Origin of the sequence: Pseudobacter ginsenosidimutans (assembly GCF_007970185.1) — a bacterium.
Lineage (GTDB): Bacteria > Bacteroidota > Bacteroidia > Chitinophagales > Chitinophagaceae > Pseudobacter > Pseudobacter ginsenosidimutans.
Genome location: NZ_CP042431.1, coordinates 3,598,690 through 3,613,430, shown reverse-complemented (window position 1 = coordinate 3,613,430; position 14,741 = coordinate 3,598,690). Strand labels below are relative to the sequence as shown.

Genomic DNA, 14,741 nt, shown 5'->3' with positions numbered 1-14,741 from the left:
AAACAAAGAACCTCCCACCGGCTATCCACTTATAACGCCTTTTACGTAATGCAGACAGCAAAATGACCGCAACGGATATCCGCAAAAAACAAAATGCCGCCCCGTTTCCAGGGCGGCCTCATGTATAGGTGATACTGCAAAGTTCAATTCTTATTTACTCTTTGACAATTTCTGTATAGCCGTGATGCCTCCACCTTCTACGTTCAACCCTTTTACCGCAGTGGCGGTGCTGGCGTCGAACTTGTACACAGCACTCTTGCCATCGTTGAGGGAGATACCTATATAACCTGTTTTGTTATCCATCGGCGCAAAATTGGTTGTGGTAACATCTGCGATGTCTTTAGGATCAGGCGTTCCTTCCACCCATTTGAAGGTTTTATCCACCACGTTCACAATGGCGAAACGATTACCAATGGCATAAGCGCCCTTGTCCTTAGCCATGCTGAGGATGAAAGTATTATTGCCTACATACAGTTTATTGGTGAGGTACCATCCGCCGGATGCAGTCTCGATATCGAACAGATAGGTCTGATCGAATTCTGTAATGCCTGATTTCAGGCGGGTGATGGCAGAATGTTTGGTAGACGTATATACACCAACATTGGTGGCAACACCCGAGCTGAACGCATATACATCACCGTTCTCCACCACTTCCAGTCCGTCTGTGAAGTAACGGCCGATAAAGCTGGTCCTGTTGTCTTTGATCACTTTCTCCAGTGTCATGGAAGGATAAGAGAATACGGCGATCCAGGCACTGTCAGGATAGGCTGTACCAAAGTTATCACTGCAGCATCCTTTGATGCTCATGTAAGGAGCATACACTTTGTTACCTACCTGTTTCAGCCAGGTGAAATGGGCGCGTTCGCCATTGCTGGCCATGGACACGATATCTGTCTGACCTTCCCCAACGATTTCCAGTTTCTCTGTGCTCACACGATACCAGAGAGCATTGTTACCGCCTGTCTGGCTGCGTGGTATTTTGAACATCAGGATATCTTTGTCAGCAGGCGCAAAAGCCTGTACAGTTTCCGTCTGGAAATTGGTGAGCTTGTTCAGTTTTCCTGTTGCGAGATCATAAGCTGTTACAGCGCCGGGATTGCCCTGTCCGTAGAGCATGCTGAAGAATTTTCCATTGTGTGTTACGTAGTAACGATAAGTTCCGTCCTGCTCCACGCCATTTCCGGTAGTGGAGATGGTTCCGGCATCGAGGTTATCTGCAGTAAGCAGGTAATCGGCTACGTTAGTAAGGGCAGCCGGCGTAACGGCTACGATATACTTGCTTTCAACTGTCGGATCAACGGGTTCAGGATTGTTGTTATCATCCTTATCACAGGAAGCAAACAAAATAGCTGCAAGGGAAAGCGCAGAAAAATACTGGTTGTACTTTCTCATTATTCAATGAATTATTGATTGGTGAATATTTATTTGGCGTAGAAGTATCTGAATTTGATATTGAAGCTCCGGCTGGGCTTTTGGAGGCTGAAATTGTCGTATAGTTGCGCATCGTTGATATTCCTGCATTCCAGGGCAATATTGTAGCGCCCGCTCTTCATGGCATACACAATATTCACATCGTGGGAGATCTGCCGGGGAACCTGTCTTTTTTCATCGGTAGCCGTTCTTCCGCCCTGGCTTGGCCAGTAGAGCCAGAAGGTATTTACATAGAGCAGGTTGTAACCGAAACTGAGCTGATCATCCTTACCCACAAGATTCCTGAAAAAGATGCTGGCATCTGCGTTACCATATAAGTATGGAAGATTAGGCATCACGTCTTTGTATACAACACTGGGTGCGCCAGTTTTTGGATCGAGCTTTTGCAGGTTCACGATATGCTGGTAGGTCAGGTTGACACCACCTGTAATGAATGATTTATAGGAATAGCGAAGCTCTGCTTCACCACCAATATTTGACACGCCATCCAGGTTGTCTGTTGTAAGTTTGGCCTGGTTGGCATTGTAGAGGAAATAGATAAAATCCCGCGCAAAACGGTAGATGGCAGAACCTGACACCAGGAAGCGGTGATCTTTTTTGATATTGAATCCGTAGCTGGCGCCAAGATTCAGGTTATCGCTGATCTCTGGCCTGAGACTGAAATTGCTTTGCTGGTTCACTTCGTCCCCGAACATTTCTTCGTTCTCCGGTAAACGGTTGCTCTTCTCATAGGAGAATTTGAGTTGCAGTTCCGGGTGAATAAAGTAACTGCCTGCAACGCCGTATCCGAAATTGTTGACAGTATTCCTGAGTTTCCTGTAAGCCACATCCCCCAGTTTCCGGTGGGATTGTAAGAGATATCCGTTTTGGCTTCCTGCATCAAATATTTACCGAACACGGTAGCGCTCCATTTATCGGTGACCTCATATTTGTAGCCGAGCCCCAGGATATTCTTGATGGACTTTTGTGGGATCTCATATCTTTTCTCATCCGGATACAATTCATCGCTGCCTTCCCGGCTGAAAGTGGTGAACACATTGTTGAGCGACACCGATTGATGATCGTTGATCCGGTAATTGAAAGTGGCTGTAGCCAGGCCTGTATTGTTCCCATATTTGTACATGGTGCGGCTCCTTTCACTTCCCTGGCCTTCGTATTGTTTATAATTGCCGTACCAGTCGTATCTTCTGAAAGCCGTATCGATATTCTGTTCCTTGCCCAGATTATAGTTTGCATTGAATGTAAGGTCCAGTCCTTTTACAAAGAGGTTTTTCTTCTGGTATTTCAAAGTGGGCATCACCATATTCCCTCTTCTATGCCAGGCACCGAACACAGATACCATGCGGGCTCCGGTTTGCATTTCCCTGTAATTCTTACCCAGACTGATGCCCAGCAGAAGTTTATCTGCCCAGGGCTTATCAACGAAACCGATATTGGTGATCAGGGTTTCATTATGATATGTATCATGGAATCTCCGTACTGTGGTATTGGGTGAGTACTTACCCGTATGGATATCCGAAACATCCAGGGTTACCTTATAATTATTGTCGGAATAATTCTGGAAGGCATTCACCTGAACTGTGAATCCTTTTTGGGAAGTGAAGGCGGCATTGATGGCGCTGCGATGTGTATTGAAGGAGCCATAGGAATAGGAAACATCCACATAGTTCCTGTGTTTGCTGCCTGTAACGATGTTCACGGCGCCGCCGAGTGCATCCGATCCCAGCCAGATAGGTACAACGCCTTTGTATACTTCCACCCTTTCCGCAAAATTGATGGGAATATTATTGAGCTGAAAAGAGGAACCGAAATTGTCCATGGGAATACCATCCAGGAAGAAACGGACCTGGTTACCCGAAAATCCGTTGATGGCAAAATTGATGGAAGAGCCTACACCACCGGTTTCCCTGACCCTTACACCAGACACACGATCCAATGCATGCGCCAGATCGAGCGTGGAATTGTACAGTTTTTTTGCATCGATGGCTGTAACGTTGTAAGCCTGGCGGTTCACCAACTGAGTGGCTGAACGGCCCACCACCGTTACCTTTTCGAGCGCTTTTGCTTTGGTGGAATCCTGGTCCTGTGAAAATGCAGGGATTGCGGTCAGGCAAAAAGATGACTGAAGCAAAATTTTTCTAAATTGCATTGCTTGATAAATTGAACAGATTTAAAAAGCTCCACCGCAAGGTGGATGAGCCGTACAGTTGGCGCTGTGCGGCTCGCTTTTTTTTTATATGTCAGCCGTCACTACCTGCGGCTGGATCAGTGTTTTGTTTACTTTATTCGTTTTCGCGTTTTTCGAATTCTTCTTTTTCCTTTTTCCCCACCATACGAGGAAGCCCGTCACCGGCAGGCTGGCGCCGATCAATGCAGCAAAGAAGGCCATGATCTTTCCCGGAAATCCCAGGATTGAACCAACATGGATATCATAATTCATCCTGCGCAGTTTGGCGCCGAAAGCCGCCTCTTCATACGGTGTTTCATACACGGGGTTTCCTTTCAGTTGTTTTCCCGTGTGCTGGTCGAACACAAAACTCCTGTTATTGTAATATTTACCCGCCGTTGGATAGATGGTGATATTGATGGCGGATGTTGCCTTTGAAGTATCGGCAAATGCATAATAGAATCCTTCCGCTTCTGGATGCTGGTTGCTCACCTGGTTCCAGCAATTATTCATCACTTCCTGCGGGGTAAAGAATTTACCGGCCTGCAGTGAATCCGATTTCACCCTTTTGAATTCAGGGAGCGATTGTGCTCCTGAAGTAACCCAGTACAATCCATTGCTGTACCATTTGATGCCATACACCATCCCGGTAAGCGCAATGGCGAGCAGGAAGAGCAGGGAGTAGAATCCGAAAACATTATGCAGGTCGTAGTTCACTCTTTTGAAACTGGCTTTCCACTTTACTTTGAAGCTTTGGTCGCGCGTGGCTTTGGTCCATTTTCTCGGCCACCACAGTACCATTCCTGTAATAAGTAATATAACGAAGAGGAGCGTGCCATAATTGACGATGGGCCTTCCTATTTCATAGGGCAGCCAGAGAAACCGATGTCCGTTCAAAATAAAGCGGAAGAAATCCGTTTCGCCTGCTTTCTTTTCTTTTACACTGATCACTTGCCCGGAATAAGGGTTCACGCGTAATACGGTATTGCCTCTGCGCCCTTCACCGAGTGCGAGATAAATGGCTCGCCCCTGTTGATAAGTGGCGTAATTCGGTTTCTTGCCGGGAACTATCGAGTCTGCGATGCGGATCAGTTCGGAGGGAGGGATCACGGGAGCTGATTGTTTGGCCACCTTTGTTTCGGGCTCCATCAGGGCAGTGATCTCATCATTGAAAACCCAGATGCAGGCAGTGAGACAAACCACCAGCATTATCAGTCCGGTGATAAGGCCCAGCCATAGGTGCAACCAGGCAGATACACGATAGAAAATACTCCTGTTGCTTTTTTTAGCCTTAAGCGGAGTTTTGGCTTTGATCATAATTCGAACAGATTGTAATATCAAAAACCACAATTGGCGTTGTGTAACCTGCATGGTCTGTTTTTGATGCTGCGAAATTAGTCCTTCGCGTCACCGCAGCGTTGCGAGATCGGAAACAATGCATTGCGAGATCAGAAATAAGAAGAAGAAATGTGAGCATTACACATGTGCCTGACTGGTATATTGTTCCAACAATTATTCCTGACGGTTTTGTGACAAAAAACAATAAACATGGTTGCTGACTTTTCGGCTGCTGATTCCTGTTATATATTTCTCTCATTGGACCAGTTTCCCGTATTTCATTCTTCTGATCCATTAAGGTCTGTCTTTAACGGTGCAGCGAAAATCTTTTCCGGTGACTGGCTGTTCCTTTTTCGATTGTACAATTTCACTCCGGCTGCCGGTGACGTATCATTTTTCGATATTTTTACGTTCAGGCTTTTATTAGTAAGCATTGTCCACACAACTACCATACGAGGAAGCTGAGCTGCTATTGCGGGTTGCGGAAGGAGACGAACAGGCGTTCGGTCAACTCTTTGAGCAATACCGCGGTCCATTTTTCCATACCTGCCTCCAGTTGACAGGCTCCCGGGATGTATCGGAAGAAGTAGTGCAGGAAACTTTCATCCGCATCTGGGAAAAGCGGGAATACCTCCGCGATCTTCAATTTCCGAAAGGTTATCTCTACAAAATATTCCAGAACGTATTGTTCGGTTATTACAGATATGTGGCCAACCAGCGCAGGGTTCAGGGATCGATCATACAATATTATGAGCAGCAGGGCTCTGATGAAGGTCTGAACAACAAGCTCAGGCAGGAAGCGCAGCTGGCCCTGATCGAAGAGTCACTCAAACACCTCACGCCAGCACAGTTGAAAGTATTCAAACTGGTCCGCCAGGAAGGTCTGAGCAGGAAGGAAGCTGCAGAACAATTGGGCATTTCTCCCAATACCGTCAGGAACCTGCTGGCGGAAGGGATGCGCGTACTCAGGGAGCATCACCCAGGTATCCATCCTGTGGTATTGTTTTCCTTCCTTTTCTTGAAATAAGGTCCCAGGAAAATATTTTCCTTTTTTCATAGTACATCTTTTCTCCTTTTGCATTTACCTATAGACAGATTATGGAAACACCGCAGGACCGCATAGTACAATTGTTGACCCGCTATTCCCAACGCACCGCTACGGAAGCAGAGCTGGCCGAACTGACCGAATGGATGGCCAATACCAGCAATGCAGCTCCTTTCGATGCATTGGTAACGCAGCTGCTGGAACAGCAGACATCCCAGCAGTCGAAAGCTCAGGATCCCAATTGGGAGATCCTCTATGAAAAAGTACTGGCAGGCAGACCAACATTGGCAGCAATACCGGAGTCAGTTCCTGTGCGAAGTATCCGAAAACGCTGGCTGGTAGCCGCTTCTGTTGCTGTGCTATTGGGCGCCGGCGCCTGGTTATGGAGCATCAATTCCAGGGAAACAACGGCATCTGCACCAATCGTGGCCACAACTCCTATCGGCCCCGGGCAGGAAGGAGCCATCCTTACGCTGGCAGATGGAACCACCATTTTGCTGGACAGTATCGTGAATGGTTTTGTGTCTAACCAAAGCGGCGTGGAAGTAGTATTACAAAATGGTGAATTGAATTATGGAAAAGGGCAATCCTCCAACAATCCTTCTTACAATTCCATGAGTACCCCCAAGGGTCGTCAGTTCAGGCTGCAATTACCTGATGGCACCAGGGTATGGCTCAATGCAGCCAGTTCCATCCGTTATCCTGTTGCATTCGCGGAGAAAGAACGCCGGGTTGAAATACAGGGTGAAGCTTATTTTGAAGTGGCCGTCAACAAAAGCAAACCTTTCCTCATCAATATAAACAACAAGGCCGAAGTGGAAGTGCTGGGCACCAGTTTCAATGTGAATGCCTATGCAGACGAACCACAGATCAGTACCACCCTGCTGAACGGACGCATTCGCGTTTCAGGTGCGAATTCAGTAACAACATCAGACAAGCTGTTGTTGCAACCCGGGCAACAGGCGCAGTTGAAGGATGATCAGTTCGAACTGGTCAAAAATCCTGACCTCAGTAAAGTGATGGCCTGGAAGAACGGGCTCTTCAATTTCGAAGGAACAGACCTGAAAGAAATGATGCGTCAACTGGTAAGATGGTACGATATAGAAGTAGTATATGAAGGCAATGTGCCCGATGTTCACTTCTTCGGCAAAATGAGCAGAAAGCTCGATCTCTCAACAGTACTTGCTGCCCTGAAAGGTTTTGGTCTCCACTTCCGGATGGAAAACAGGAAGCTGGTGATCATGCCCTAACAGTAATATATCAACGAAGTTATAGCCGTGAAAATGAAATGACACGGTCATCCAACAAAAAACCGGAAGTGGTTGGAACACTCCCGGCAGAATTTGTCTGGTTGATCGAATAGACTGATACCATTTTCTAAACCAAACATTGCAATTTATGCAAAAAACTGCTTATTGTAGCCGGAGTGATCTGGCTGCAGCCGGCTCCCCTGTGCATGTTCAGTTGATCTCACGCAACTTAAGGACTGAATACGCTCTCCGGACATTATGGTCTGCAGCTTTCCGGTTACCGGGCCAAATGCTGCGAATTATGAGAATGATCTCCTTTCTGATGCTGATCTCGCTGATGCATGTTACTGCTGCATCAAGATCCCAAACCGTAACACTCAGTGGAAAGAACCTGACCGTTAGAGCCATCTTCTCCGCTATCGAAAAACAAACAGGCTATCTCGTCTGGGGAAAATCTGCTTTCCTGGACAGTTCCAAACCAGTGACCATCAATGTACGCGATGTAACAGTGATCACTTTGCTGGATAAAGTGGTGGAAGATCAGCCATTCACTTACAAGATCGCAGGCAACACCATCATCCTTTCCGAGAAGCCGGCCAGTATCAGCTTCAACCCGCCCATTGTACTCTACCAGACGCCACGCAATTATTTTCCCTTTGCCGGTATGGTGATCAATGCAGAAACGCAGGAAAAACTTGTCTCTGCCACCATCGGTGTGAAAGGAGCTGCTTTTGCAGTGGTAGCCGATCAGTATGGCAATTTCAATTTGGGTGACGTGAAGCAGGATGCCACCCTGCAGATTTCATCGGTCGGTTTTCAAACGATTGAAATATCTGCAAAGACGCTGATGAATATTGAGCCGAACAATACGCTGACGCTTAGAGCAGGCACCATCCGGAAAATACCCAACGGCATCTTCATCATCGCTCTTCACCCGGTACGCGCCGTACTGGCGGAAGTTGTGATCAACAACGGGATGTTCACCAGGAACAAAGAAAGTTTCTCCGGCGCAGCCACCGTATTCACCGGGGCCGAGCTGAGAGCCGTTGGCACAAAGAATGCGCTGCAGAGTTTGAAAACACTCGATCCTTCTTTCATCATCGTGGAGAACAACCTGGCAGGTTCCAACCCCAACAGGATGCCAACGATCGAGATCCGCGGAAGAACAACACTCACCAATACCAATCTGAACGACCAGTTCAGCGCAGACCCCAATCAGCCCCTTTTCATTCTCGATGGTTTTGAAACCACCCTTCAAACCATCTATGATCTGGACATGAACCGCATCGCAAAGATCACCATCCTTAAAGATGCGGCTTCCACTGCACTCTACGGCTCCAAAGCAGCCAACGGCGTTGTGGTAGTGGAAACCAAACGTCCCGTGCCCGGAAAAATGCAGGTTTCCTATTCAGCCGATTTCAGCGCTGAACTTCCGGATTTGAGCAGCTACAATCTCATGACTGCCGAAGAGAAACTACGCTGGGAAAAACTCACCAACTCCACCTTGAGCACCAGTACCGATGCATGGCGGATCGAAGAGCGCTATGCCGCACGTACCGCGGATGTTGCACGTGGCGTGAATACCTATTGGCTGCATGAACCGGTTCAAACCGGATTTGGCCAGCGGCATTCCATTCAATTCAATGGAGGCAACAGCGATCTCGTATTCAATGCAGGCGCCACCTATACCAAAAAAGAAGGAGCCATGAAAGGTTCTTCCAGAGAGAACTGGGGTGGCAACCTCGTGATCTCCTATCGCAAAGGCAGACTGAACATTACGGAGAACCTGATGCTGCAAGGTTCCAAAGGGATTGAATCACCATATGGGAACTTCGCAACCTTTGCTGCCGCTAATCCTTACTATCGCAAAACTGATGAGAACGGATTCGTCAACAGACTGCTGGATCCCATTTATGATACCACGGAGATCAATCCACTCTACAATGCGTCCCTGTATAGTATCAATCAGAACAAAGGGTTTGGGTTCACCAATAACTTAAGGGGGATTTTCACGCTCACCAATTCCCTGCAACTTGAAGCAGGACTGGCCGCAGGTAAGAACAATTCAGATGCAGTAGTATTCATACCACCAGACAATACGATGTTCGATGGCGTTGAAGCCAACAAGAAAGGAAGCTATACCAGCGCTAAAACGGAAACAAAAACAGTGAACGCCTACGCTGCGATCTCATATGGACAAATGATCGGGAAAGGCAGGCTCAGCGCCAATATCCGTGGTAATATCGAAAGCACTACCAATGAAATGCTGGGCTTCACAGCAGTTGGGTTCCCATATGGCACCAACGGCAATCCCTCTTACGCTTATGGATATGCGCCTGCATCCAGGCCCACGTCAAGCAGGGTCACCAGCCGCGGTGCAGGCGTTGCCTCCAGCATCAATTATATGTACAACAACCGTTACGGTATCGATCTCGTTTATACGCTCAGCGGCGCCAGTGCATTCGGCAGCAACAAAAGGTACAAGCCTTTCTACTCAGCCGGCGCATCCTGGAATATCAATCGTGAAGATTTCTTCCGGAATATTTCCTGGATCAACAGCCTCCGGCTGAGAGGCAATATTGGCTACTCTGGCAACCAGAACCTGGGTAATTTCACCTCTGTATCCACCTACGCATACCAATCCACCAGCAGCAATTACTTCGGTCAGGGACTGGCGTTATTATCGCTCGGCAGCCCTGACCTGGAATGGTCAAAAACCCTGAATGGAAGTTATGGACTGGAATTCTCCTTACTCAACAACCGCCTGGGAGGCTCTATCGAATATTTCACCAAGCTCACCGATCCTTTATCTGTTCCTGCTGAAGGAACTGTGCCATCATCGGTGGCTGTGAACAATAGTTATGTGATCAACGTAGGCAATCTCAACACATCCGGATGGAACCTGAACCTGCGCTACTCTCCTATCTATCAACTGGAGAAACGTATCATCTGGACCATCGCTATCACTGCCACACAAAACAAGAGCGAGTACAATGGTTTTTCCAACAGACTGTCTGCACTCAACAAGGAAGAACAGGAAAGCAATGGCCTGAGCAGGTATTATGATGGTTATAGTCCGGATGATCTCTGGGCTGTTGAATCACTGGGTATCGATCCTGCCACAGGAAGGGAGCTCTTCCGGAAACAGGATGGGACCATTACCTATGTTTATGATCCAGCGGATATCGTTCGTATTGGCAATCTGCGCCCGAAACTGGAAGGAGTGATCACCAATACTTTTGCGTACAGGGATTTTACGCTCGGTATCAGCGCCCGTTACCGGATCGGCGGATATGTATTCAACAGTGCACTCTATAATAAAGTGGAAAATACAGGCGGCGATATCAGCAGCTTTGCGCTGGTGATCGTTCGTCCCAATCTCGACAAGCGCGCGCTCTACAACAGGTGGCAAAAGCCCGGCGATGTAGCCGAATTCACTACCGTGCATGCATTCAACGCCAGTCCGATGAGCTCACGTTATGTGCAGAAAGACAATCACCTCATCGGAGAATCCATCAATCTCGGATGGAGAACAAGCGCTCCCTGGGTGAGAAGACTGCACCTGCAAACCATTGGCGCCAATTTTATCCTGAACGACATCTTCCGCATAGAAAGCGTTCTCACGGAGAGAGGACTGGAGTATCCTTTTGCGAGGACAGCTTCCCTTTCAATCAACCTTTCATTCTAATTCAAACATGAAGTTTATGAATAACAGATGTCCCATCATCATATTATTGAGCGGTTTGCTACTACTGGGCAGTTGTAACAAATATCTCGATGTACAACCCGAAACTTCCTACACGGAAACCCAGGTATACAACAACGAAGCAGCCCTTCAGCAGGCATTCAACGGCCTGTACCTCGACCTTGGTTCCACACAGCTCTATGGGTCTTATCTGAGCTCCACCATGATTGAAATGCTGGCCCAGCGCTACAAACCAACCTACGATATGCAGGGTATGAGAAACCTCTCAGGTTTGGTTTATTACGATTATAATTCAGAGCCTGTCCAGCACCTGTTCGATACCATCTGGCGGAAAGCATATGCCACAATACTTGCCACCAATGTTTTCCTTTCAAAGATCGACAACTCAATTGCCGGCAGGGTGATTTCAGAACCCAACGGAAAACTCCTCAAAGGAGAAGCCCTCGCCATCCGCGCACTGCTTCACTTTGATATGCTGAGATTGTTTGGCCCTGTTTATTCAAGTGGCAGTGGCAACAGCACCATTCCATATTACTCAGTAGCAGATGGGAAAATGCAACCGCTGCTACCCGGTAGCCAGGTGATGGACAAAGTGATGGCGGACCTTACAGAAGCGGCAGGTCTGCTGGCTAATGATCCTGTGGTGACCCAGGGAGTGAATTATAGTAACGACTTCTATTCGGCAGCCCGGAACCAGCGATTGAACTATTATGCCGTCAGATCATTGATGGCACGCGCATATCTCTGGCAGGGAAAAACAACAGAGGCTCATACCACAGCATTGTCTGTAATAACCGATGGAGAAAAATGGTTCCCCTGGACCAGCACCGATGCCGTGTTCAATGCCACTAACCCCGACAGGATATTTTCTCCCGAGATCATTTTCGGCGCTCACAATCCATTCCTTTACATCAACTACGACAGGTATTTCAATCCTGCACTATCCGATAATACCATCATGGCGCCGGACCCCACCCGGTTAACGGAAGTGTTCGAAGGATTGTTACAGGATTATCGTTTTGTACAAACCTGGCGCACGGGAAATGGAAAAGCATACCATACTTTTTACAAATACGCACCACTGCCACAACGCCAGCACCGGGAATTTGTACAACCGCTGATCCGCAAATCGGAACTGTACCTGATCCTGGCTGAAACTGAATCCGATCCCGTAAAAGCCCTGGCCTACCTGAACACAGAAAGACGCAACAGGGGCCTGGCCAATCTGGAAACGATCAGCAGCATGGATATTGAGCTCAGGAAGGAATACCAGAAAGAGTTCTGGGGAGAAGGACAGCTCTTCTTCTATTACAAAAGGATCAATGCCACCGGAGTTCCCAGTGGTGCCTCGCCTTATCCCTGGGCCACCGTTGATCCCGTATATACAGTACCGTTACCACTTTCAGAAACAACAACGCGGTAACCATCGCTAACGTAAAAAGTGAAAAAATGAAACAAGTAATCTATGCATTCCTCGCTGGCATCCCGCTGTTGATAGCAAGCTCCTGCAAGAAGGAAGCCCTGATGAAATATAAATCAGCTGATAATATCTACTTCAATTACCTGGTGGGTGTTGATCCTGCCAACAATAACCTCGGATACTATATCGATAGCATCGATCTCACTTTCTCTTTCAGTGATGCTTCTGTACAGGATTCCATCCTGAACATACCGATCGGTGTAACTGGTGTGGCCAGTGACCATGACCGCAGCTTCAACCTGACCATCGATCCCTCCTCCACAGCAAAGTCCGGCCTGAACTATGAACTGCCGGAAAGCTTTCTGATCAGGGCCGGCAAAATTGAGGACACTATCCGCATCAAAGTGAACAGAACGCCGGAATTGAAAACCAGCATGCTCACGCTGATGCTCACACTACGCGAGAACGATCAGTTCAAGACCCAATTCAAATTCAGGCCCAGACAAGGGAACAGCCAAACCAATATCCGAGACCAGGATACCATATGGACCACCACTTTCAAACTGAGAATGGCGGATATGCTGGCTGCAGGTCCGTATTGGGATACATACTATATCTGGCACTTCGGCACCTTCAGTGAAAAGAAAGTGAGACTGATGAACCAGGTGACCGGTATGCCGCTTTCCCTCTGGTCAAAACAGGCAGAAACACCACAGGAAAGATCCGAGATCACTTATTACGCCGGCTTTATGGCCAGGTATCTCAAAGACCAGGCTGCCGCAGGAAATACAATTCTGGACGAAGACGGCATTACGCCGATGAAAATGGCAGACAGATATTACTGACCCAACCTTCCTTGATTCACATGATTAAAGATTATTAACATGAAGAAATTATTGATCTGCATAATAGCCGGAACATTGGCAGGATCCAGTTCCTGCTACAAAGACAAAGGCAATTACAGTTACCGGGAAATCAATGAAGTCACATTCGCGCAAATAGATACAGCTACAGGATATTCGGTTTTCCTCGGAGACAGCTTGAAGATCTCCCCCCAACTGATCAGCAGTATGCCTGGTGAACCGCAGGACTATACTTATGAATGGAGCTTCTTCGACCGGATGAAAGGAGACAGGATCCTTTCAAAAGAAAAGGATCTCAAAATAAAGATCGATGAAATTCCAGGCCCTTATTCACTCCAGTTCAGGGTTACCGACAATTCAAATGGCAGGCTCTTTCATGTAAGAACGAACGTATTGGTGAAGACCACCGTATATGAAGGCTACCTGGTATTGAATGATGTAAATGGGAAGTCGAGGCTCGACATGATCTCCTACGACGCTACCAACGGCAGCTTCACGCAGATCACAGATGTACTTGAGCACAGGAACTCCAACCTTCCTCCGCAGGGCAAACCCATCAAGGTTTTGGCAAGCCGCGTTACCAATGCATTCAACTGGTCAGACTCCACATACGGCATCTACCTTCTCACCGAAGATGGCACCAACAGGGTCCACCCGGAATCATTCGATTATCGCCCCACCTATAATATCCGTTATGAATGTGTGGGTGATATTCCACAGGATTTCAAGGCAGACAACCTGATCGCAGATCCGTCCTTATATTATGTGAATCTTTACCTGTACTCCAATCATAATATTTATTTGAGAGGGGCTGGCGTTGAAATGTACAGCCTGCCGGTGAACAAACTCGAAGGGCAAGCGCCATTCAGGGCAGCCCCCTGGGTGGTGTCTACCGGATCACAATACCTCATGATGTACGATATCGATGCACGCAAATTCAATATGCTCAGTAACCTCAGTGGTTTCACCGCTGTACCCGCCCCTGTTGCTACTGAAGCCGGACAACTGGATTACCCCTCAGGAAGAGACCTGGTCTGGATGGAAAAAACACCTTCCGGTTATGCCTATGCGATAACCAGAGATGTAGCAGGCCCGAATTTCTACCTCACCAAATTCATCCCCGGCGCACTGCCTGTTTATTCAAAACGGATAAACGGAACAGCTATCGGGCAGGCCACAAAATTTGCTATTGGTTCAATTCCTGAATATCTCTTCTATAGCGTTGGCGGTAAAGTGTATGAGTATGATCTCTACACAGAAACCAGCAAACTGATGCTGGACAAAGGGGCATCACCAATAACACATCTTGCTTTCCAGCAGTTCTCCCCCAACAGGAGCCCCGGCACCTATGGCCAGTGGCAGCGCTGGCTCACACTGGGATACTCTGATCCCGGCGCCCCGGAGGGCAGTAATGGCACAATTGAACAATACTCAGTGCCAGACGCCAACGAAGCGCTGGTACTTCAAAAAAAATGGACAGGCTTCGGAAATATCGTAAGCGTCAGCTACCGCGAAAGATAA

Annotated in this window: 10 protein-coding genes; 6 read left to right on the top strand and 4 right to left on the bottom strand. The window is 47.7% G+C overall.

What is annotated here, in order from left to right; all coding sequences use genetic code 11:
* Positions 1 to 150 precede the first annotated feature (150 nt).
* The 4 genes from FSB84_RS14625 to FSB84_RS14615 all read right to left on the bottom strand — a co-directional run bounded on the left by FSB84_RS14625 (position 151) and on the right by FSB84_RS14615 (position 4,915).
* Complete coding sequence (locus FSB84_RS14625) at positions 151 to 1,392, bottom strand: DUF4374 domain-containing protein (RefSeq protein ID WP_130538687.1); 1,242 nt, start codon at positions 1,390 to 1,392, stop codon at positions 151 to 153.
* Between the two features lie 29 nt (positions 1,393 to 1,421).
* Positions 1,422 to 2,180 carry a TonB-dependent receptor gene (locus tag FSB84_RS31065; RefSeq protein ID WP_262713810.1) on the bottom strand — a complete coding sequence of 253 codons (759 nt, stop codon included), beginning with the start codon at positions 2,178 to 2,180 and terminating at the stop codon, positions 1,422 to 1,424.
* Positions 2,108 to 3,580 (bottom strand): TonB-dependent receptor plug domain-containing protein, encoded by a 1,473-nt coding sequence (locus FSB84_RS14620; RefSeq protein WP_225980074.1) that lies wholly within the window; start codon positions 3,578 to 3,580, stop codon positions 2,108 to 2,110. The genes FSB84_RS31065 and FSB84_RS14620 overlap by 73 nt, the downstream gene beginning before the upstream one ends.
* Before the next feature lie 84 nt (positions 3,581 to 3,664).
* The gene (locus FSB84_RS14615; RefSeq protein WP_130538685.1) at positions 3,665 to 4,915 is read right to left on the bottom strand and encodes a PepSY-associated TM helix domain-containing protein; all 1,251 of its coding nucleotides are present in this window, start codon (positions 4,913 to 4,915) and stop codon (positions 3,665 to 3,667) included.
* A gap of 454 nt (positions 4,916 to 5,369) precedes the next feature.
* Here FSB84_RS14615 and FSB84_RS14610 point away from each other — a divergent pair, with 454 nt between their 5' ends.
* The 6 genes from FSB84_RS14610 to FSB84_RS14585 all read left to right on the top strand — a co-directional run bounded on the left by FSB84_RS14610 (position 5,370) and on the right by FSB84_RS14585 (position 14,741).
* Positions 5,370 to 5,963 carry an RNA polymerase sigma factor gene (locus FSB84_RS14610; RefSeq protein ID WP_130538684.1) on the top strand — a complete coding sequence of 198 codons (594 nt, stop codon included), beginning with the start codon at positions 5,370 to 5,372 and terminating at the stop codon, positions 5,961 to 5,963.
* Positions 5,964 to 6,034: 71 nt separating this feature from the next.
* Positions 6,035 to 7,231: a FecR family protein gene (locus FSB84_RS14605; protein WP_130538683.1), complete on the top strand. Its 1,197-nt coding sequence runs from the start codon at positions 6,035 to 6,037 to the stop codon at positions 7,229 to 7,231.
* 301 nt (positions 7,232 to 7,532) lie between these two features.
* Entirely contained in the window at positions 7,533 to 10,919 is a 3,387-nt protein-coding gene (locus FSB84_RS14600; protein WP_158643906.1) for a SusC/RagA family TonB-linked outer membrane protein, read from the top strand.
* A 16-nt stretch (positions 10,920 to 10,935) separates the two neighbouring features.
* Entirely contained in the window at positions 10,936 to 12,360 is a 1,425-nt protein-coding gene (locus FSB84_RS14595; protein ID WP_158643905.1) for a RagB/SusD family nutrient uptake outer membrane protein, read from the top strand.
* A gap of 26 nt (positions 12,361 to 12,386) precedes the next feature.
* The gene (locus tag FSB84_RS14590; protein ID WP_130538680.1) at positions 12,387 to 13,202 is read left to right on the top strand and encodes a DUF4843 domain-containing protein; all 816 of its coding nucleotides are present in this window, start codon (positions 12,387 to 12,389) and stop codon (positions 13,200 to 13,202) included.
* A gap of 39 nt (positions 13,203 to 13,241) precedes the next feature.
* Positions 13,242 to 14,741 carry a PKD-like family lipoprotein gene (locus FSB84_RS14585; protein WP_130538679.1) on the top strand — a complete coding sequence of 500 codons (1,500 nt, stop codon included), beginning with the start codon at positions 13,242 to 13,244 and terminating at the stop codon, positions 14,739 to 14,741.